Origin of the sequence: Polaribacter batillariae (assembly GCF_017498485.1) — a bacterium.
In the GTDB taxonomy this organism is placed as follows: Bacteria; Bacteroidota; Bacteroidia; order Flavobacteriales; family Flavobacteriaceae; genus Polaribacter; species Polaribacter batillariae.
Map to the genome: position 1 here is coordinate 1,738,071 of NZ_CP071795.1, position 25,620 is coordinate 1,763,690.

Below are 25,620 nucleotides of genomic sequence, written 5' to 3' on the forward strand. Positions count from 1 at the left end.
TTTATCTTTATTATCTGTTTAAATATACCCATCCTGTTATTGGTTTTCTTGATCCATCGTTAAAATATATGATGTAGTAATAGGTTCCTACTGGTACTGGTTTGCTATCGTTTAACGTTAATCTTCCTGTTGAATAACCATTCCACCAATCTGGACTTGTTTTACCTTTGTTTTCGTAATCATATACTTGATTCCCCCATCTGTTATAAATCTCTAACTTAAAGTTAGGGTATTTAGATAATGCTGGAATTACAAAAGTATCGTTAACACCATCGCCATTTGGAGAGAATGCATTTGGAATTAAGTCGCAATTCGTAATGTCTAAGTGGTCTGGAATATTATCTGTATCGCAGTCTAACATAAACTCGTCTTTTGTAAGTACTCCATCTCCATCATCATCTATATCTTGGAAATCTCTCTTACCATCGCCATCTGTATCTCTAATATTGTAGTTAATAGTTCCACTGTCTTTAGATGTTTCTAAATTATCGAACAATCCGTTCGCTCCAGATTCTGTGTCTGAACCATCAATAACTCCATCGCTATCTGCATCTGGTGCTCCTGAACCTGATTCTTGAAGGTCTGTAATACCATCGCCATCTGAATCTAAATCTAAATGATCTGGAATGCCATCGTTATCTGTATCTAACGTATTGTCTCCTCCGTTTTCAACTACATCTGGAATACCGTCGTTATCGTCGTCTAAATCTATAGTATCTGGAACTCCATCGCCATCTGTATCATCATTATCTAAATAATCTGGAATGCCATCATTATCTTCATCATCATCTGTGAAACTTCCATTGTTATTATTGTCTTCGTCTTTGGTATTTATTCCATCGCCATCGTCGTCTATATCTAGATAATTTGGAATGCCATCGTTATCTGTATCATCATCTTCAGGGTTTCCATTAACAACATCTACGTCTTCGTTTTCTGTTAAAACTCCATCTCCATCATCGTCTGTATCTAGATAGTTTGGAATACCGTCGTTATCTGTATCATCGTCTCTAGGGTCTCCATTTACATTTACAACATCTTCGAATTCTGTTGGAACTCCATCTCCATCATCATCTGTATCTTGGAAATCTGGTGTCCCATCATTATCTGTATCCATTGGAGTGTAATTTATAGAACCACTTTCTGGTGTGTCTTCTACTCCATCAAATAATCCGTTTGGACCTGAACCTGTGTCTGCACCATCGATAACACCATCGTTATCTTGGTCTAATGCTCCACTTCCAGACTCGATAACATCGTTTACACCATCGCCATCTGAATCTACATCTAAATGATCTGGAATGCCATCGCCATCTGTATCTCTATTTGGATCTCCATTTTGTTCTACAAGGTCTGGAATACCATCGTTATCGTCATCTAAATCTACTGCGTCTGGAATACCATCGCCATCGCTATCTCCTGCAACTGTAATTGTAACTGTCGCTGTTTTACATACTGCAGGGGTTACTGCTGTATTACAAACTGTATAATCTACAGTTACTGTTGTGCCTTCTTCACCTGATATTGGAATGTAGGTCATTTCTCCTGTTAACGGATTGAAGCTTACAAAACCTCTTGCGGTTCCTGTTCCTGCATCTGTAATTGTAATGTTTGGTCCTGGCTCGTAATCGTCATTCGTTAAAACGTTTACAACTCCTGGTGTTTCTACTGTTACAGTTAATACATCTCCATTTACTGTTGGTACTAATGGGTTTGGATCGTCTCCATCTAAAGTTCCATCATTATCGTCATCTGGATCTGTTACGTCTGGATCTCCATCACCATCGTTATCTGGCTGAACTGTGATCGTTACAGTGGCTGTTTTACATACTGCAGGGGTTACTGCTGTATTACAAACTGTATAATCTACAGTTACTGTTGTGCCTTCTTCGCCTGCTGCTGGGGTGTACGTCATTTCTCCTGTTGATGGATCGAATGTTACAACTCCTGTAGCAGTTCCTGTTCCTGCATCTGTAATTGTGGTGTTTGCTCCTGGCTCGTAATCGTCATTCGTTAAAACGTTTACAACTCCTGGAACTCCTTCTACAACGGTTAATACATCTCCAATTACTGTTGGTACTAATGGGTTTGGATCGTCTCCATCTAAAGTTCCATCATTATCGTCATCTGGGTCTTCGCTATCTGGAATTCCATCATTATCTGTATCTAAAGGATCTAAATAGTCTGGTGTACCATCGTTGTTATCATCATCATCTGTAAAGTCTCCATTATTGTTGTTGTCTTCATCTTTTGTTGGAACGCCATCATTATCATCATCTGTATCTAAATAGTTTGGAATACCGTCGTTATCTGTATCATCGTCTCTAGGGTCTCCATTTACATTTACAACATCTTCGAATTCTGTTGGAACTCCATCGCCATCATCGTCTATGTCTTGGAAATCTGGTGTGCCATCATTATCTGTATCCATTGGAGTGTAATTTATAGAACCACTTTCTGGTGTGTCTTCTACTCCATCAAATAATCCGTTTGGACCTGAACCTGTGTCTGCACCATCGATAACACCATCGTTATCTTGGTCTAATGCTCCACTTCCAGACTCGATAACATCGTTTACACCATCGCCATCTGAATCTACATCTAAATGATCTGGAATGCCATCGCCATCTGTATCTCTATTTGGATCTCCATTTTGTTCTACAAGGTCTGGAATACCATCGTTATCGTCATCTAAATCTACTGCGTCTGGAATACCATCGCCATCGCTATCTCCTGCAACTGTAATTGTAACTGTCGCTGTTTTACATACTGCAGGGGTTACTGCTGTATTACAAACTGTATAATCTACAGTTACTGTTGTGCCTTCTTCGCCTGCTGCTGGGGTGTACGTCATTTCTCCTGTTGATGGATTGAATGTTACAACTCCTGTAGCAGTTCCTGTTCCTGCATCTGTAATTGTGGTGTTTGCTCCTGGCTCGTAATCGTCATTCGCTAAAACGTTTACAACTCCTGGAACTCCTTCTACAACGGTTAATACATCTCCAATTACTGTTGGTACTAATGGATTATCAGTATCTGTAATGTCTGGATTGCCATCGTTATCATCGTCTGGATCTGTTACGTCTGGATCTCCATCACCATCGTTGTCTGGCTGAACTGTGATCGTTACAGTGGCTGTTTTACATACTGCAGGGGTTACTGCTGTATTACAAACTGTATAATCTACAGTTATTGTTGTGCCTTCTTCGCCTGCTGCTGGGGTGTACGTCATTTCTCCTGTTGATGGATCGAATGTTACAACTCCTGTAGCAGTTCCTGTTCCTGCATCTGTAATTGTGGTGTTTGCTCCTGGCTCGTAATCGTCATTCGTTAAAACGTTTACAACTCCTGGAACTCCTTCTACAACGGTTAATACATCTCCAATTACTATTGGTACTAATGGGTTTGGATCGTCTCCATCTAAAGTTCCATCATTATCGTCATCTGGGTCTTCGCTATCTGGAATTCCATCATTATCTGTATCTAAAGGATCTAAATAGTCTGGTGTACCATCGTTGTTATCATCATCATCTGTAAAATCTCCATTATTGTTGTTGTCTTCATCTTTTGTTGGAACGCCATCATTATCATCATCTGTATCTAAATAGTTTGGAATACCATCGTTGTCTGTATCATCATCTTGAGGATCTCCATTAACATTTACAACGTCTTCTTCTGCAGTTGGAACGCCATCGCCATCATCGTCTATGTCTTGGAAGTCTGGTGTGCCATCTTTGTCTGTATCCTTTGGAGAGTCTTTTGTTGCTCCACTTTCTGGTGTTGTTTCAATTAAATCGAATAAACCATTTGGACCTGAACCAGTATCTGAACCATCGATTATACCATCATTATTTAAATCTGTTTGACCGAAACCTGATTCTGTTAGGTCATTTACGCCATCGCCATCTGAATCTACATCTAAATGATCTGGAATGCCATCGCCATCTGTATCTCTGTTAGGGTTTCCATTTTGTTCTACTGTGTCTGGAATACCATCGTTATCGTCGTCTAAATCTACAGAATCTGGAACGCCATCACCATCATTATCTTTAATTTCTCTGAAGTCAACTTCTGGGTTGCTTGGATTGTCTAAATTAGGTAAATCTGATGCGCCTCCATTTTGATCGTCGTTTACATCGAATAAAGTTCCGATTGTTGGCACATCATCGTATGCATCTAATAAACCATCTCTATCTGCGTCGTTATTTGCTGTTGATTTTACAAAACCTGCTTCTTTAGTATCATCAATTCCGTCATTATCTGAATCTGTATCTAAATAATCTGGTATTTTGTCTCCATCTGTATCTACGGTTGATAATCCGCTAATTACAGCATTATCATCATAAGCGTCTAATAAACCGTCGTTATCTGAATCTACAATACCAACGTTTGGCGCGATATACCCTGAACCTGTTACTTGTGCTTCTACGTTATCTGGAATACCATCGTTATCTGAATCGATATCTTTATCGTCTGATTTGCCATCTCCATCGCTATCAATTCCATCATTTACTGTAAATACTGGGAATGTTCCAGGACCTGAAGGCAATGATACGCCATTGGTTTGTGATGCTGTTGCAGATGTTGTGTTAGAAGCATCAAATAAACCATTGATGGCACATCCCGAAAATAATACTGATCCTAAATTGGTATTCGAAGTTGCAGATAATAATTCTGCAGAGAAACGAATATTAAATGAAGCTGAGTTGTAATACCCAAAGAATGTTGCCAATCTTGGAGATAAATCTACTCCTGAATAGGTGTCATCTGGTCCTTGGAAGGTAACTAAACCTGTGGCAGGGTTGTCTGTAACATTTAGTAATGTTTCGTTATCTACTGCATACAAACCTGGTCTTGATAAAATTACAGATTCTCTTGCATTTGCGCCATCTATATCGTAAATAACTCCACTAAATCTGCTAATATTATATAACGTGTTGGTGTTGTCGTTTACTAAAATAACTTTAAATGCCATTTCTGCTTTATTACCTGTTGGTGTTGGCACTGTGTATTCTGGCTGCCATGCATCTGGATTACCGGTTGTAGAGTTATCAATAGAGATTAAAGATGCTCCTCCTTGGATGTCTGTAATTTCGACAATTGCATCTAAAATACCTCCTGTACCTCCAAAGCCTGTTACATCTATTACATTTTCGAAACGGTATTTTGCTCCTACTGAACCTGAGCCTGATACTCCTGTTCCTGCGATATAAATTGGGTTTCTAAAACTTACATTCGGTAAAATACAATTTGGATCGTTTGCATTTGCTGATGGTTCGAAACCTAACGATTCTACTACGTCTATAATACCATCGTTATCGTCATCAATATCAATATCATCTGTAATACCATCTCCATCTGTATCTACTAATACTCCAAATGTTACTTTATCTCTAAAATCTACTTCTGCAGTTCCTGGGTCTTGATCGTTAGGGAATGCTGTTACATCTTGGTTGTTATTTGATGGACCGTTTGGATCTGTTGAGCCTCCTGAATTTAAATCAAATGCATCATCTAAACCATCGTTATCTGTATCTACTCCTGTAAATACTTTACCTGGTTCTGCTACATTATCGCCATCTGTATCATAAGCTTCAACAGTGTCTAATACTCCATCTCCATCAGAATCTGTATCTGTATAATCTGGTGTATCTGTACCATCTGTATTTACAGGGTTGCGAATTGGAATACCAGAGCCTGGCATTGTTTCGTAAACATCTGCTAATCCGTTTCCATCTGTATCTACTCCTGGTGCGATGTATCCTGAGGTTGTTTGCCACTCGATATTATCTACAATTCCGTCGTTATCAGCATCAATATCTAAATAGTTAGGTATTGTATCTGAATCTGAATTTGCTGGAGTACTTATTGGTGTTCCTGTTACAGAACCACAAGGTGTACAATCTGCATCGTAAGCATCGTCTATACCATCTTTGTCTGTATCTACTCCTGAAGGAGCTATGTAATTTGCTGGATCTTGGCCTTCGATATTATCTATAATTCCGTCGTTATCTGAATCGATATCTTGATAGTTTGGTACCCCATCTCCATCTGTATCTGGCGTGGTTAATGGTGTCGTTGCAATGTTATCATCTAAACCATCGTTGTTGGTGTCTGTAAAATTATCAACTTTACCATCTCCATCTGTATCTGTACCACCACCTTCTACTATATCTGGAATGCCATCATTATCTCCATCAAGATCGAATTGATCTATAATACCATCTCCATCTGAATCGTATTTATCGTCTATGCCATCGTTATTATCATCTTTAGTGATGTTGTCTGTGTCTTTGTAATCTGGAATGCCATCGTTATCTGTATCTTTTAAAGAATCGTCTCCTCCATTTTCTACGGTATCTGGAACACCATCATTATCATCATCTAAATCTACAATATCTATGATGCCATCTCCATCGTTATCTGATTGAACAGTAATAGTAACTTTAGCTATATTAGAATTTAAGCCTGCATCGTCTTTTATTGTGTAGTTGATTTCTGCAACTCCTGTAAATGTTGCTTCTGGAGTAAATGTTACATTACCAGCAGTATCTACTGTGTATGTTCCTTGTCCTGAAACTACTAATAGTGTTGTTGAATCTCCTGTATTTGCAGGATTGTTTGGATCTATTAATACAATTGTTGATGGATTTACTGTTCCATCTGTATCTGTATCATTTCCTCCAATTGTTGCAACTGTAACTGGTGTATTTTGAACAGTTGTTTCGCTATCATCTACTGCAACTGGTGCATCATTTTGACCGGTAACTGTAATATCTAAAGTGGTGCTCGAATTGTTAATTCCATCTGAAACTGTGTAAGTAACTTGAGGTACAGAACCTACATAGTCTAAGGCTGGTGTGTAGGTATAACTACCATCTGCATTTATTACTAAAGTTCCTTCTGCAATTGTTGCTGTTGTACCTGCTGGGTAATCTGTTCCGTTAATTGTAAATTCTAACACAGTTAATAGAGTACCTTCTACATCTGAATCGTTTGTTAAAACTCCGTTTGCAGATGATACTGTTAATGGAGTATCTTCTGTTGTTGAGTTTACATCTGCCACTACATTTGGTGCATCGTTTACTGGTGTAACTGTAATGCTAATTTTCGCAGGTGTCTCCGATACTAATCCGTCGTTATCTTCTACAGTATAATTTACATCTGCAGATCCATTAAAGTTTGGTTCTGGTGTAAATGTTACATTTCCTAAATTATCTACTGTATAAGTCCCCACACCTGATATAACTAGTGGTGTAGAAGAGTTTCCTGTATTTGCAGGATTATTTGGATCAATTAAAACTACTGTTGAAGGATCTACAGTATTATCGTCAGTATCATTTCCTGTAATTGTAGGAATTGTTACAGGTGTGTCTTCTAAAGTTGTAGCTGAGTCATTTACTGCAACTGGAGCGTCATTAACTCCTGTTACAGTAATGTCTAAGGTACTTGTTACATTTTCTACACCGTCTGTAACTGTATAGGTTACTTGTGGTACAGGTCCAACATAATCCATTGCTGGGTTAAATGTATAACTACCATCTCCATTTACAGTTAAAGCACCTTCTGTTAAGGTAATTGTTGTTCCTGCAGTGTTTGTAATTCCATTTACAACAAATTGAGTTAATGTTAATGGAGTTCCATCTGCATCTGTATCGTTATTAATTAAACCATTTGTCGCAGAAACACTTAGTTGTGTGTCTTCTGGTGTTGTATTTGTATCTGGAAGCGCAACTGGTGCATCGTTTACTCCTGAAACTGTTATTGTTAATGTGCTTGATGCGGGTGCTGTTCCTGTACCGTCTGAAATTGTATAGTTAACAACTGGCACTGAACCGTTATAATTTGCTGTAGGTACATATGTATAACTACCATCTGCATTTATTGTAATTGTACCTTCTGCAATTGTTGCAGTATCTCCTGCATTGTAACTTGTTCCGTTTATTTGGAATTTAGTTACTGTTAAGGTTTCTCCCGGATTTGCATCTGTATCGTTATTTAACAATCCGTTGGAAGCTGCTACCGTTAACGTTACGTCTTCTGATGTAAATCTTACATCTGGATTTGCTACTGGAGGTAATAACGATTTTGGAACTTTCACAGAAACTGTTGCTGTATCACATAATCCATTACCATCGCAAACTTGATATACAAATACATCTGTACCTGTGTTAAAGCCTGGGTTTGGAGTATAAGTAATTGTGCCATCTGGGTTTATTGTAACTGTTCCATTTGCTGGTGGTGTTACAATGTTGGCAATTGTTAGTGTATCTCCATCTAAATCCATATCATTTGGTAACACAGGAATAATTACTGAAACTCCTGGGTCTGTAGATGAAATATCGTCTGTTGCTACTGGTGCATCGTTTATTGGGGTTACTGTAATATCTAATGTACTATTTGCTGTATTTGTTCCATCACTTAAAGTATAGGATACTGTTGGTACAGTTCCATTATAATTTGTAGCTGGTGTAAACGTGTAGCTACCATTAGAATTTATTACTAAAGAACCTTCTGCTAAACTAACCGTATTTCCAGCGACATAGGTTGTTCCACCAACTGTAAAACTTGTAACAGTTAACGAATTATTTTCTGGATCTGAATCGTTGTTTAACAATCCGTTTGCTGCATTTACAGTAATTGCTACATCTTCTGGTGTAGTGTTTGTATCTGCAGCTGCAACTGGCACATCGTTTACTGGGGTAACAGTAATGTTTAAGGTGCTTGTTGTTGTATCTGTTCCATCGCTTACTGTATAAGTTACTGTTGGTACAGCTCCGTTAAAGTTTGCTGCTGGTGCAAATACATAACTACCATTCGATTGTATTGTTAATACTCCTTCTGTTAAATTGATTGGAGTTCCCACTGTTGCTAGACTTCCATTTACCATTAATGCTGTAACTGTTAAAGCATCATTTTCAATATCTGAATCGTTGGCTAAAATACCATTTGCTTCAGATACGGTTAATACTGTATCTTCATTTGTAGTATTTTTATCTGCTACTGCTACTGGTGGATCGTTTACTGGCACTACAGCAATAGTTAAAGATGCTGGAGTGGTTGCTGTACCATCAGAAACATTATAGGTTATTGGAGGTACTGGACCAAAGTAATTTAATGCTGGTGTAAATGTATAACTACCATCTGTATTAATTTTTAAGGTTCCTTCTGTTAAATTCGCAGATTCGCCAGCATTGTATGTATTGCCATCGACCACATATGTCGAGATAGATAAAGCATCTCCATCTGTATCTGAATCATTAATTAACAATCCAGATGCTGCAGGTTCATTGTAAGGTGTGTCTTCAAAAATTAAGTTTGTAGTTGTTTCATCTGCAACAATAGGTGCATCATTTACATCTGTTACTGTAATTCCGATGGTTGCAACATTAGAGGTTAATGGTGTTGTTGGGTCGTTATCTTGTACTGTGTAATTTACATTTGCTGGGCCATTGTAATTATCTGCTGGGTCAAAGGTTACGTTTCCTAAATTATCTACGGAATAAGTTCCAACTCCAGTAATTACTAATGATGTTGTAGAGTTTCCGGTATTAGCAGAATTGCTAGGGTCTATTAAAGTTACAGTGGCTGGATTTATTGCGCCATCGTCTGTATCATTTCCTCCAATAGTTGCTACGACTAAATCTGTATCTTCGTTTGTTGTGTTTCCTAAATCATCTACTGCTACTGGCGCATCGTTTACGCTGGTTACTGAAATGTCTAATTCTCCTGCAACTGTATCTGTTCCATCTGTAACATTATAAATTACTGTTGGAATTACTCCATTAAAGTTTGTGTTTGGAGTAAATATATAGCTACCATCTGAGTTGATTTTTAAGGTGCCATCATTTAAAACTGCTGTGTCTCCTACATTATAAGTAGTTCCTTCTGCTACAAATGTTGAAATTGTTAATGGATCTCCATCTAAATCTGTATCGTTATTTAGCAATCCATCTGTACTTACTCCAGAAACTACCAACTGTGTATCTTCTGGTGTTGAATTTGTTTCGTTTTGTACTACTGGAATATCATTTACAGAAGTTACTGTAATTCCGATGGTTGCAACATTAGAGGTTAATGGTGTTGTTGGGTCGTTATCTTGTATTGTATAATTTACATTTGCTGGTCCATTGTAATTATCTACTGGGTCAAATGTTACGTTTCCTAAATTATCTACGGTATAAGTTCCAACTCCAGTAATTACTAATGATGTTGTAGAGTTTCCGGTATTAGCAGGATTGCTAGGGTCTATTAAAGTTACAGTGGCTGGATTTATTGCGCCATCGTCTGTATCATTTCCTCCAATAGTTGCTACGATTAAATCTGTATCTTCATTTGTTGTGTTTCCTAAATCATTTACTGCTACTGGTGCATCGTTTATTGGTGTTACTGTAATGTCTAAGGTTGCAGCAATTGGTGTTACAATATTGCCATCTGTAACATTATAAGCTATTTGAGGCACTGTTCCATTAAAATTAGCTACTGGTGTAAATATATATCCTCCATCTGCTAATACTTTTAATGTTCCTTCTGTTAACATTGCTGTAGTTCCTGCATTATATACAGTAGCATCTCCATCTATCGTAAAAGTTGAAATTGTTAATGGATCTCCATCTAAATCTGTATCGTTATTTAGCAATCCATCTGTACTTGCTCCAGAAACTACCAACTGTGTATCTTCTGGTGTTGAATTTGTTTCGTTTTGTACTACTGGAATATCATTTACAGAAGTTACTGTAATTCCGATGGTTGCAACATTAGAGGTTAATGGTGTTGTTGGGTCGTTATCTTGTACTGTGTAATTTACATTTGCTGGGCCATTGTAATTATCTACTGGGTCAAAGGTTACGTTTCCTAAATTATCTACGGTATAAGTTCCAACTCCAGTAATTACTAATGATGTTGTAGAGTTTCCGGTATTAGCAGGATTGCTAGGATCTATTAAAGTTACAGTGGCTGGATTTATTGCATCATCGTCTGTATCATTTCCTCCAATAGTTGCTACGACTAAATCTGTATCTTCGTTTGTTGTGTTTCCTAAATCATCTACTGCTACTGGCGCATCGTTTACGCTGGTTACTGAAATGTCTAAAGTGCTTGTAACCGTATCTATTGTTCCATCTGTAATTGTGTAAGTTACTTGTGGTAGGTTTGCTGTTGAATTTGGTGTAGGCACAAATTTGTAACTACCATCAGAATTTATTGTTAATGAGCCTTCTGGTAAATTAACTGCAACCCCAACTGCATACGTTGTTCCATTAATAGTAAATTCTTTTACTGAAAGTATATCTCCATCTATATCTGTATCGTTATCTAACAATCCGTCTGCAGCACTAACCGTTAGTGTTGTGTCTTCTAAAGTTGTTTTTACATCTGGATTTGCTACTGGTGCATCGTTAATTGGATTTACTGTAATTGTTAATGTACTGCTTGCATTTGGTGTTCCTTGACCATCTGTAATTGTATAGTTTACTGCTGGTACAACTCCATTAAAGTTTGGCGTTGGTACAAAAACATATCCACCACCTGCATTAATTGTTAAATCTCCCTCTGGAAGATTTGCAGTTGCTCCTGCAGCATACGTTGTTCCTCCTGCTACAAATTGAGTTACAGTTAGAGGATTTAAATTTGCATCTGTATCATTTTTAATTAAACTTTTTGCGGCTCCATCTGCAACTGTTAAAGTTACTTCTTCGTCTGTTATGTTTGTATCTGGATTTGCTACTGGAGAAAATGCAGATTGTGGTACTGTAATTGTTACTACTGCAGTATCTGTTCCTCCATTTCCATCGGAAATTTCGTATGTAAATGTATCTGTTCCATTGTTGAATCCTGCTTGAGGTGTATAGGTTACAACATCATCGGAAGTATCTCCTGGAGTTCCATTATCAAAAATAACAGCAGTACCTTTTGTAGGACCAACTGTAATTGCAGTAATAGATAATGTATCTCCGTCTAAGTCTGAATCGTTTGTTAATACTGGTATATTTACTGCAACATTAGGGTCTGTAGATGAAGTATCGTCAATCGCTACTGGGTTATCGTTAACTGGACTTACCGTAATTTTTAATGTGCTATTTGCTGTGTTAACGCCATCTGTTGCTGTGTATGTAACCGTTGGTACGGCTCCATTAAAGTTTAATGCTGGAGTATAATCGTAACTACCATCTGCATTTAATTGAATCGTTCCAGAAGGAATTGTTGCTGTTTGACCTGCATTATAAGTTGTTCCTCCAACTGTAAATTTAGATACGGTAACTGCATCTCCATCTATATCTATATCATTGGCTAAAACTCCAGATGCTGCATTTACTGATAATGCAGTGTCTTCTGGTGTTGTATTTGTATCTGCCACTAATGTTGGTGTATCGTTAGTTGGTGTTACTGTAATAATTAATGTTGATGTTGCAACATCAATTGTTCCGTCGGAAACTGTATATGTAACTGTTGGTACGGTTCCATTAAAGTTTGCTGCTGGTGCAAATACGTAACCACCATCTGTATTAATTGTAATTGTTCCTTCTGTAATTGTAATAGGGTTTCCTGCAGTAACAGTTGTTCCTCCTACTTCGAATTGCGATACTGTAATTGAATTACCATCTATATCTGAATCGTTCTTTAAAACTCCATTTGCTCCTGTAACTGTTAATGTTACATCTTCTAGGGTTGTATTTGTATCTGCTACTGCAGTTGGGGCATCATTAATAGGGTTTATCGTAAGTGTTAATGTGCTATTTGCAGTATTAGAACCATCTGAAATTGTATAGTTTACAACTGGTACTGCTCCATTATAGTTTAATGCTGGGGTAAATGAATAACTACCATCTGCATTTACTTTTATAACACCTTCTGCAATTGTTGCAGATGTTCCTGCTGTATAAACTGTTCCGTTGATTGTAAACCTGGTTACTGAAATTGCATCTCCTTCTGGATCTGAATCGTTGTTTAATAATCCGCTTGCGGCAGCAACATTTAATGCGACATCTTCGTCTGTAGAATTTGTATCTGCTACTGCTACTGGAACGTCGTTAACTGGTGTTACGTTAATATTTAATGTTGTAGATGCTGTTAAAATACCATCTGTAATTGTATAGGTTACTTGTGGAATGTTTCCATTAAAATTTGGTGCTGGAACGTAAGTATAACCTCCATTTGAATCTAGTTTGATAGTTCCTGCTGCTGTTGTAGCTGTTTCTCCTGCCAAATAAGAAGTTCCGTCAACTGTAAATCCTGAAACATTAATCGCATCTCCATCTATATCCGAGTCATTTTTAAGAACTCCGTTTGCTGGTGCAACTGTTAATGTTACATCTTCTGTAGTTGTGTTTGTATCTGCAACTGCTGTTGGGGCATCATTAACGGTATTTACAGTTAATCTTAAGGTGCTGTTAGTTGTACTTGTACCATCTGTTATGGTATAATTAATTACAGGAACTGGTCCATTATAATTGGTGGCTGGTATGAATGTGTAACTACCATCAGAATTAATTTTTACAACTCCTTCTGCAATTGTTGCTGGGGTTCCTGCTGTAAATGTATTTCCGCCCACTGTAAATTGTGTTACTGTTAATGGATCGTTTTCAGGATCTGTATCATTCTTTAATAATCCATTAGCTGCTGTTACATCTAATTGTGTGTCTTCGTTTGTAGCATTTGTATCTGTTAATGCTACTGGCGAATCGTTTACTGGTGTTACATTAATATTTAATGTAGATGTTGCAGTATCTGTACCATCTGTTGCTGTGTAAGTAACTTGTGGATACGCTCCATTAAAGTTTGGTGCTGGTGTAAATACATAACTACCATCTGCATTTAATCTTAAAGTACCTTCTGTTAAAGTTGCTGTAGTTCCTGCTGTAAAATCTGTACCGCCAACTGTAAATTTTGTTACAGAGATTGTATTGTTCTCTTTATCTGTATCATTTTTAAGAACTCCGTTTGCTGCGGCAACTGTTAGTTGTGTATCTTCTGTTGTTGTATTTGTGTCTGCAACTAAATCTGGTGCATCGTTTACTGGAGTTACCGTAATTTTTAAGGTTGTATTTGAGGTGTTTACACCATCTGAAACTGTGTAAGTAATCGTTGGAACAGTGCCATTAAAATTCGCTGCTGGTGTAAATGAATAACTACCATCTGAATTTAATTTGATTGAACCTTCTGTTAATGGTGCTGTATCTCCTGGATTATAGGTGGTTCCTCCAACAGTAAATTTAGTAACTGTTAAGGCATCCATATCTATATCGGAATCATTTTTAAGAACCCCGTTTGCAGTTGTTACTGTTAAGGTAACATCTTCTGCAACAGTATTTGTATCTGGAACTGCTGTTGGCGCATCGTTAATTGGATTTACCTTAATATCTAAGGTACTTGTTGTAGATAAATTACCATCTGAAACGGTGTAAGTAACTTGGGGTACATCTCCATTGAAATTTAAAGCTGGTTGAAAAGTATAACTACCATCTGCATTTATTTTTAAGGTTCCTTCTGTTAAAACTACATCTGTTCCAATAGTTCTGGTTGCACCATTTACAGTATAACCTGTAACCATTAACGGGTCGTTATCTACGTCTGAATCGTTTTTAAGAATTCCATTTGCTGCTGTAACTGTTAATAAAACATCTTCGTTTGTTGTATTTGTATCTGGGCTAGCAACTGGTCTATCGTTAACAGGATTTACTTTAATATCTAAAGTAGCTGTTGTCGTTGTTGTTCCATCTGAAACTGTGTATGTAACTTGTGGAAAATCTCCATTGAAATCTCCTGCTGGAGTAAATGTGTAACTACCATCTGATTTTACAACTAAAGTTCCTTCTGTAATTGTTACAGTAGTTCCTGCTGGATAAGAAGTTCCGCCAATAGTAATTTGAGTTACTGTTATTGGATTTCCATCTATATCTGAGTCGTTTTTAAGAACACCGTTTGCAGCTGTAACAGTTAAAGTAGCTCCTTCATTTACTGTATTTGTATCTGCTACTGCTACTGGAACATCGTTTGTTGGTGTAATTGTAATACCAATAGTTGCTTGGTTTGCTGAAGTTACTCCATCGTTATCTTTAATAGTATATTTAATATTTGCAGAACCATTAAAGTTTGCAACTGGAGTAAATACTACATCTCCATTTGCATTTACGGTGTACGTTCCTACTCCAGAAATTACTAATGGTGTATTAGAATCTCCAAAATTTGATGCATCATTAGGATCTATTAATCTTACTGTTGATGGATCTACTGTTCCATCGTCTGTATCGTTGGTTCCAATTGCTGCAATTGTTACAGGATTGTCTTCATTTGCAACATTTCCTAAATTATCTACTGCTACTGGTGGATCGTTAACTGGAGTGACTGAAAGATTTAAAGTCGCATCTACATCTATTGTTCCATCCGTCATTGTATAAGTTACTTCTGGTACATTTCCATTAAAATTTGTAGTGGGTGTAAAAGTGTAACTACCATCTGATAATAATGTAAATACTCCTTCTGTTAAAGTAACTGCTGTACCTGCTGGGTAAGTTGTCCCATTGATTTCGAACTCTTTAACGCTTATTGCTCCATCTAAATCTGAATCGTTCTTAAGAACACCATTTGCTGCTGTAACTATTAATTTAGTATCTTCTGGTGTTGTATTGGTATCTGCTACTGCTACTGGAGCATCGTTTGTTGGATTTACAGTAATATTTAATGTACTTGTATCGTTTGTTGTTAAACCAGAACTGTCTGTAACTGTGTAGGTGATTTCTGGAATTGCCCCATTAAAGTTTGCTACTGGAATAAATTCGTAACTACCATCTTCGTTAATTTTTATTGAACCAACATTTGGAATGCTTGTAACTGTACCAATTGTTTTTGTACCTGGAATTCCTGCAATTGTATAGTTTACTACTTTTAAAGGATCTAAGTTACCATCTGTATCGTTTTTAAGAATTCCATTTGCTGCTGTAACTGTTAAAGTTGTGTCTTCATTTACCGAATTTGTATCTGGGTTTGCAACTGGTGGAAAAGGCGAAATAGGCACTGTAACATTTACAACTGCTGTGTCTGTTCCTCCATTTCCATCAGAAATTTCATAAGTAAAGCTATCTGTACCATTATTAAATCCTGCATTTGGAGTATATTTTACTGTTCCATCTGCATTTATAGTTGCTGTTCCATTGGTTGGTTGCACAGTAATACTACTTACTGTAATGGTGTCGCCATCCAAATCATTGTCGTTTGTTAAAACAGGAATGTCTATAGCAACCCCTGGATCTGTACCAGCTATATCGTTTGTGGCAACTGGAGCATCGTTTACTGGGGTTACTGTAATGTTTAATTTCGCATTGTCGGTATTTGTGCCATCGCTTACTGTGTAGGTAATCTCTGGAACGGTGCCGTTAAAGTCTGCTACGGGTACAAAACTATAACTACCATCTGCATTTACTGTAATCGTTCCTACATTAGGTATGGCTCTTACTCCTGGTGTTGTTGGGCTTACTGGTACTGTTGTTCCGCCAACTACAAATTGAGTGATACTTAAAGTGTCGCCATCTACATCTGAATCGTTTGTATCAATCAATCCATTTGCTTTATCGACATTTAAAGGTTGGTCTTCATCTACAGAAGCCACATCATCTTCTGCTACTGGAGCATCGTTTTGTGGATTGATTGTGATCGTTAAGGTACTTGTTTCTGAGCTAGTTCCGTCTGTGGCTGTATAGGTAATTACTGGAACTGGCCCTACATAGTCTTTTGCGGGTGCGAAAACATAACCTCCATCTGCATTCATTTGGAAAGTTCCTACATTTGGTATCGTAACTGCTGGGTCGCCTGCATTGGTGCTGCCTGCAACTCCTGCAATGGTAAAGCTAGAAACGGTTAACGTTGTTCCTGCATCTACATCTGTATCATTTTGTAACACTCCATTGGCGCCTGTTACTGTTAAGGTAACATCTTCGTTTGTTGAATTCGTGTCTGCTACCAATACTGGAGCATCGTTTACTGGGGTTACTGTAATGTTTAATTTCGCATTGTCGGTATTTGTGCCATCGCTTACTGTGTAGGTAATCTCTGGAACGGTGCCGTTAAAGTCTGCTACGGGTACAAAACTATAACTACCATCTGCATTTACTGTAATCGTTCCTACATTAGGTATGGCTCTTACTCCTGGTGTTGTTGGGCTTACTGGTACTGTTGTTCCGCCAACTACAAATTGAGTGATACTTAAGGTGTCGCCATCTACATCTGAATCGTTTGTATCAATCAATCCATTTGCTTTATCGACATTTAAAGGTTGGTCTTCATCTACAGAAGCCACATCATCTTCTGCTACTGGAGCATCGTTTTGTGGATTGATTGTGATCGTTAAGGTACTTGTTTCTGAGGTAGTTCCGTCTGTGGCTGTATAGGTAATTACTGGAACTGGCCCTACATAGTCTTTTGCGGGTGCGAAAACATAACCTCCATCTGCATTCATTTGGAAAGTTCCTACATTTGGAATCGTAACTGCTGGGTCGCCTGCATTGGTGCTGCCTGCAACTCCTGCAATGGTAAAGCTAGAAACAGTTAACGTTGTTCCTGCATCTACATCTGTATCATTTTGTAACACTCCATTCGCACCTGTTACTGTTAAGGTAACATCTTCGTTTGTTGAATTCGTGTCTGCTACCAATACTGGAGCATCGTTTACTGGGGTTACTGTAATGTTTAAAGTTGAATTTACCGAATTTGTGCCATCGCTTACTGTGTAGGTAATCTCTGGAACGGTGCCGTTAAAGTCTGCTACGGGTACAAAACTATAACTACCATCTGCATTTACTGTAATCGTTCCTACATTAGGTATGGCTCTTACTCCTGGTGTTGTTGGGCTTACTGGTACTGTTGTTCCGCCAACTACAAATTGAGTGATACTTAAGGTGTCGCCATCTACATCTGAATCGTTTGTATCAATCAATCCATTTGCTTTATCGACATTTAAAGGCTGGTCTTCATCTACAGAAGCCACATCATCTTCTGCTACTGGAGCATCGTTTTGTGGATTGATTGTGATTGTTAAGGTACTTGTTTCTGAGGTAGTTCCGTCTGTGGCTGTATAGGTAATTACTGGAACTGGCCCTACATAGTCTTTTGCTGGTGCGAAAACATAACCTCCATCTGCATTCATTTGGAAAGTTCCTACATTTGGTATCGTAACTGCTGGGTCGCCTGCATTGGTGCTGCCTGCAACTCCTGCAATGGTAAAGCTAGAAACGGTTAACGTTGTTCCTGCATCTACATCTGTATCATTTTGTAACACTCCATTGGCGCCTGTTACTGTTAAGGTAACATCTTCGTTTGTTGAATTCGTGTCTGCTACCAATACTGGAGCATCGTTTACTGGGGTTACTGTAATGTTTAATTTCGCATTGTCGGTATTTGTGCCATCGCTTACTGTGTAGGTAATCTCTGGAACGGTGCCGTTAAAGTCTGCTACGGGTACAAAGCTATAACTACCATCTGCATTTACTGTAATCGTTCCTACATTAGGTATGGCTCTTACTCCTGGTGTTGTTGGGCTTACTGGTACTGTTGTTCCGCCAACTACAAATTGAGTGATACTTAAAGTGTCGCCATCTACATCTGAATCGTTTGTATCAATCAATCCATTTGCTTTATCGACATTTAAAGGTTGGTCTTCATCTACAGAAGCCACATCATCTTCTGCTACTGGAGCATCGTTTTGTGGATTGATTGTGATTGTTAAGGTACTTGTTTCTGAGGTAGTTCCGTCTGTGGCTGTATAGGTAATTACTGGAACTGGCCCTACATAGTCTTTTGCGGGTGCGAAAACATAACCTCCATCTGCATTCATTTGGAAAGTTCCTACATTTGGTATCGTAACTGCTGGGTCGCCTGCATTGGTGCTGCCTGCAACTCCTGCAATGGTAAAGCTAGAAACGGTTAACGTTGTTCCTGCATCTACATCTGTATCATTTTGTAACACTCCATTGGCGCCTGTTACTGTTAAGGTAACATCTTCGTTTGTTGAATTCGTGTCTGCTACCAATACTGGAGCATCGTTTACTGGGGTTACTGTAATGTTTAAAGTTGAATTTACCGAATTTGTGCCATCGCTTACTGTATAAGTCACTTGAGGTACTGCACCATTAAAATTTGCAGCTGGTACAAAAGCATAACTACCATCTGTGTTTATGGTTAATGTTCCTGTTCCTGCAATTGTAGTGCTTCCTCCTGAAGTAGGGTTTACAGGAACTGTTGTTCCATTTACTACAAATTGAGTAATGCTTAGTGGGTTTGCATCTACATCGACATCATTATTTAATAACCCATCTACCGCTAATACATTTAGTGTAACATCTTCTGTTGTTGATCCAGAATCTGGCTGTGCAACTGGTGCATCGTTTACTGGAGTTACACTAATATCTAATGTAGCTTGGTTAGAAACCAAACCGTCATTGTCTTTTACGGTATATAAAATATCTGCAGCACCATTAAAGTTTTCTAAAGGTGTAAAAACAACTGTTCCTGCACCATTTACTGTATAAGTACCAACATTTGCTATTACTAAAGGTGTTCCTGATGTTCCTGTATTTGCAGGATTACTTGGATCAATTAAAATAATTGTTGTTGGATCTATGGTTCCATCTACATCTGTATCATTTGCTCCAATAGTCGTTAGTGTTTGAACTGCTCCTTCTAAACCTGTGGAAGAATCGTTATTTGCAACTGGTGCATCATTTACATCTGTAACAGCAATATCTATATTTGCTTCGTTTGAAATATTGTTATTACTATCTTTAATTGTATATTTTATATCTGCATCTCCATTGAAATTTAAAACGGGTGTAAAGGTTACATTTCCTAATGGATCTACTGTATATGTACCAACGTTTGCAATTACTAAAGGAGTTCCTGTTTTTCCTGTATTTGATGCATTATTTGGGTCTATTAATGTAATTGTTGATGCATCTGGAGTTGTGTCTTCTACATCTGTATCATTTGCTCCAATAGTACTTACTGTAATTGGAGTATCTTCATTTGTACTATTATTTAAATCATCTACTGCAACTGGTGGGTTATTATTAACGGTTAAAGTTGCTGATGGAGTTGAAGTGATAGTACAAGCATAATCTGTTTTAGAAATAATTACTTGATATTTATATCCGTTTTGTGCAGTTGTTAAGTTTGATATTGTTAACTCGTTTGTGGTTGCTCCTGCGTAATTGCCCCCATTTGTAATGTCTGTAAAAATGGTGCCACCATCTGTGCTTTCTTGCCATTGGAAAACTGTACCTGTAGAAACCACATTAAATGTAGCAGAACCTGCAATAAAGCCTGTTTGGTTTGATGGTTGTGTACTAATTACAACAGGGGTTCCTGCTGTAGTTACATTTGTATTTGTGCCTGAGTATGCTGTTGTAAAACCTGTTACTTTACCATCTGCTCCATACCCTGTACCTGCAACTTCTCCTGGTTTTGTTGTACTTACTATATGCCCAGCTTCTGTAACATCTGGACAAGAATCGTTATCTGAATCTGTATCTTGGTGATTTGGAATTCCATCTCCATCTGTATCGAAAGTGGTTACAATTCCGTTTGCATTTAAAGTACCAACGTCTGGGTCTTTGTAGTCTGGAGTTCCATCATTGTCTGAATCTGCATCTGGATTTACATTTCCAGGAGTTTCTGCAGTATCTAAAATTCCGTCATTATCATCATCTAAATCAATTGCATCTGCAATACCATCTTTGTCTGCATCTGCTATATCTCTAAAATCTACATCTCCACCCGAAGCAACGTCGTTGTCTTCATCTGGAGAATTATCTGCTTGCGTATTGTCTAAACTACCATTTACATCTACGTAATCATCTGCTGAGTCAAAACTATTGTCTAAACCGTTTATACCTACAGTATTATTGGTTGTACCATCTCCATCTGTATCTGCTGTTGCATTGCCAAATTCTACGATGTCTTTTATTAAATCGTTGTCGGAATCTAAGTCTAAGTAATCTGGATTGTCTGTACCATCTGTATTTACAGGGTTTAATGCTGTACCACCATTTGTAGTATCGTATGCATTATCTAAACCATCTTTGTCTGTATCTGAACCTGATGGCGCAATATAACCAGTTGTTGATTGTGCTTCTATGTTATCTGGAATGGTATCGTTATCTGAGTCTAAATCTAAATAGTTTGGATTGCTATCTGAATCTGAATTTACAGGAACTATTGGTGTACCTCCTAATGCTGTATTTACATTTCCATCTCTATCATCATAAGGGTCTAAGGCATCTGCTAAACCATCTGAATCTGAATCGTTTGCAGTACCTGCACCATATTCTCCATCACCATCTGGATCTATACCTCCTGCTTCTATAACATCTGCAATACCATCATTATCTGAATCTAAATCTAAGAAGTTTTTAATACCATCTAAATCTGTATCTGCATTTGTTAAATTAGAAGTTGTACTTGTACCTGCAGTAGTGGTATCTGGAGATACGTCTAAAGGAATTCCTAAAGAGTTTACTTTTGTGCTGTCTAAAACTCCTGTTTCTGGTTGTCCATTTCCATCTGGGTCATTGGTACCTCCTGCTTCTGTGTAATCTGTAATTCCATCTCCATCTGAATCTAAATCGAAATAATTTGGAATACCATCTCCATCTGAATCTGATGGGTTTGTTCTTGGATCGTTATCCATATCCAAGTTTAAGTCTTCATCTGTATCTAAAATTCCGTCATTATCATCATCTAAATCTACTGTATCGTTAATACCATCTCCATCATTATCTTGTGTAGAGGCTTCACGAAAATCTCTATCACCTCCTGTTGGATCTATATCTGGTTGTGAAGAAGGTGTTTGGTTACCATTGGTTCCATTATTTGCAGTTCCTGTTCCAGAAACTAAGTCAAAAATATCTGCTAAACCATCTCCATCTGCATCTACAAAATTTGCTGGGTCTATTATTCCATTATTATCTACATCTAAAATAGCATCAATTGAGTCGTCTATATTATTTTCTGAAATATCTAAAATTCCATCATTTTCTGAATCTGTATCTGCATAATCTGGTGCAGAACCTCCATCTGTATTGGTATATCCAATACCTGCACCACCATTATCTACGTCATATGCATCATCTATACCATCGTTATCGGTATCAACTCCTAAAGGTGCTACATAAAGTGTTGTTGATTGTCCTTCGATATTGTCTATAATACCATCATTATCGATATCGATATCTAAATAATTTTTTACACCATCTCCATCTCTATCTTGGTTGAAGCCAAAGCCTCCTAAAATATTTCCTGCAGCATCTGGATCGTTTGTGTCTGCTAAACCGTCGTTGTCTGTATCTACAGGAATTCCTGTTCCTACAATACCATTATTGTCTCCATCTGTCACTTGAAAGTTTCCTTCGAAAGTATCTGGAAGACCATCTCCGTCTGAATCTAAATCTAAATAGTTTGGTAGTGAATCTGTATCTGAATTTAAGAATGTTGGAAAAGTTACTTCTGCATCAATTGTGTCATGCCAACCATTGTTGTCTGCGTCTATAAAACCATCTATAATACCATCGTTATTTGTATCGTTATATGTTGCATTGTTAGAGAATGCTTCTTCGGTATCTGATATACCATCGTTGTCTGAGTCTCTGTCTAAAAAGTTAAAAAGACCTGCAATACTATCTGAACTTGCATCTGTGTTAATTGGGTTGTTTGCTGCGATACCACTTTCTGCTGCAGTTTCTAAACCGTCTGCAAAACCGTTTGCACCAACGCTAACTGCTGCTGCGTCTGCAATACCATCGTTATTGGCATCTGCATATCCTGCTTCAATAACATCTGGAATTCCATCGTTATCTGAGTCTAAGTCTAAGTGGTTTGGAATGCCATCACCATCAAAATCAAATCCTGCTGCTATTCCGTTTCCATCTAATGTTCCTGAATCTGGATCTAAATAGTTTGGTGTACCATCGTTATCTGCATCTGCAGTTGGATCTGTTCCAAAACCTTCTGCAACATCTAAGATACCATCGTTGTCTGAATCTAAATCTACAATATCTGCAACACCATCGTTATCGGAATCTGGATTTACAGTGATTGTTAATGTTGATGAAGCTGTACCTGGAGTTCCTGGATTATTATCAGTAATATTATACGTAACTACTGGAACTGGACCAAAATAACCTGTATCTGGTGTAAATACATAGCTACCATCTGCATTTAATTTTAATGAACCAACTCCAGAAATTGTTGCTGTATTGGTTGCTGTATTGGTTGCTGAATTATCTGCTGTATAGGTTGTTGCACTTCCAGCAACTGTAAATGTGGTTACATTTAAAATTGTGGCTGTATCTACATCTGTATCGTTATTTAACACTCCGTTTGCTGCTGTAACTGTTAGTGTTGTGTTTTCTGTTGTAGCGTTTACATCTGCCACTGCAACTGGTGCGTCGTTTACTGGTGTAATTGTAAAGCCTAGAGTTGCTTCGTTTGAAGCAAAACCACTATTGTCTTTAATGGTATATTTAATATCTGCTGTTCCGTTAAAATTTGCTTCTGGCGTAAAAACAACAGTTCCTGCTGCATCTACTGTATAGGTTCCTTTTCCTGTAATTACTAGAGGTGTTCCTGTTTTACCTGTGTTTGCAGCATTTGTTGGATCTATTAAAATAATTGTTGATGGAACTACGTTGCCATCTTCGTCTGTATCATTAGCACCAATTGTTGTTAATGTAATTGGATTGTCTTCTAAAGCTGTTCCAGATTCGCCCACTGCTACTGGTAAATCGTTTACTGCTGTAACTGTAATATCTGCAGTTCCTGTTACTGCTGGTGCAATGCCATCTGAAACTGTGTATGTAAAATCTCCTGGGTCTGCAACACCATCGTAACTTGTTGGTGCATCGTATTTTAAACCTGCAACTTCTGCTGGTGTTAAGGTGGCTCCGTTTGTAACAACATCTCCATTTGCTTTTTTTACTACACCTAATGTTGGTAAACCTGTAACTGTAATTGTTAATGTGTTTCCATCTGGATCTGTTGGAGCCGTTAAACCTAAAGGTGTGTCTGTACTTTCTTCATTTACCGTAATGGTATTACTACTTGCTACTGGAGGATCGTTTGTAAATGTTGTTAGTGTTCCTGCATTTGAAGTCACCGGACAAACATAATCTGTCTTAGAAACAATTACCCTAAATTTATAGTTATTTTGCGCAGCTGTAACTCCTGTAATTGTTAGTGTATTTGTAGTTGCTCCACTATAAACACCTCCATTTAAAATAGTGTTATAAATGGTACCACCATCTGTACTTAATTCCCATTTAAAAACAGTACCATCTGTAGTTACAGAAAAGGTAGTAGTGCCTCCAACAATAATATTTCTGTTTGGTGGTTGTGCTGTAATTGTTGGTGCTGTACCTGCCGAAGAAACGTTCGCGTTTGTTCCTGTATAAGCCGTTGTAAAACCTGTTACTCTACCATCTGTAGCATTGTAACCTGTTCCGCTAACTTCACCTGGGTTTGTTGCACTTTCTTTATGACCTGCTTCTATAACATCGTTACAACCATCTCCATCTGAATCTGTATCGAATTGATCTATTTTTCCATCTTGATCGATGTCGTATCGATCATCGATATTATCTGAATTTGCATCGATAAAGCCTGGTAGTGCTGGATCTTTATAGTCTAAAATTCCGTTGTTATTTGTGTCTAAAAAAGGATTTCCGCTCGTAGCGTTTTCTGCTGTATCTAAAATTCCATCGTTATCGTCGTCTAAATCACAACCATCTGCTACTCCATCGTTATCATTATCTGCATTATCATCAAAACCTGGACATTTGTCAACAGAGTCTAAAACGCCATCGCCATCTGTATCGCCATCAACCTTAATAATTACTGTTGCAGTATCGCAATTTGTTGTGTTTACTTTTTCGCAAATTTTATAAGTTATGGTATAAGTTCCTGTTGCTGAGTTTGCTGGCACACTAATATTTCCGCTTGCATCTACAGTAACTCCTGTTAAGCCAGCATTATTTTCGATTGTAATATTTATATCTGCGTCTGTAACAGCTACGCCATTTAATAAATCGTTAGTTGTAATATCACCAGATGCACCTCCAGTAATACCGTTGATAACTGTTGCAGAAAAATCGTCATTTACAGCATCTATATCATTTATTGCTATTACACTTGCAAAAGAGATATCGTCTTCGTGTACATTTTCTGTATGCATAAAAGTTTGCACACTTGTTAACTCTGTTGCATTTACAGAAAATGTATTGTCTATTTTTGTTGCTGTAATTTCTGCTGCTGTAATTGTATGTATGCCTTTATAAATCCAACATTCGTTTACATCTAAAATAGCGTTGCTGTTTGTATCTCCACTATCTAAAGTCATGGTGGTTCCTAAAGAAGATGTAAATGTTACTGCATTTAATGCTGTACCTCCTGTATTTATAACAGATGCTGTATATTCTATAGTATCTCCAACATTGTCGCTACCATTAGGTGTTGTGGCATTTACAATAATGTTTACACCTTGGGCGTAAGAAAAACTTGATAAAAGTCCAATTGCCAAAACAAGGAAAAATTTTCTTGCCAGTTTCGGGGTTTTATCTTTTAAGTTGAAAATTGTGTGCATTT

The 25,620-nt window shown here is 37.7% G+C and carries 1 protein-coding gene; it reads right to left on the bottom strand.

Translation table 11 applies throughout. The annotated features are described in order from the left end of the window. Window positions 1-10: 10 nt before the first annotated feature. Entirely contained in the window at window positions 11-25,618 is a 25,608-nt protein-coding gene (locus JL193_RS07560; RefSeq protein WP_207973202.1) for a cadherin-like domain-containing protein, read from the bottom strand. Window positions 25,619-25,620: the final 2 nt, after the last annotated feature.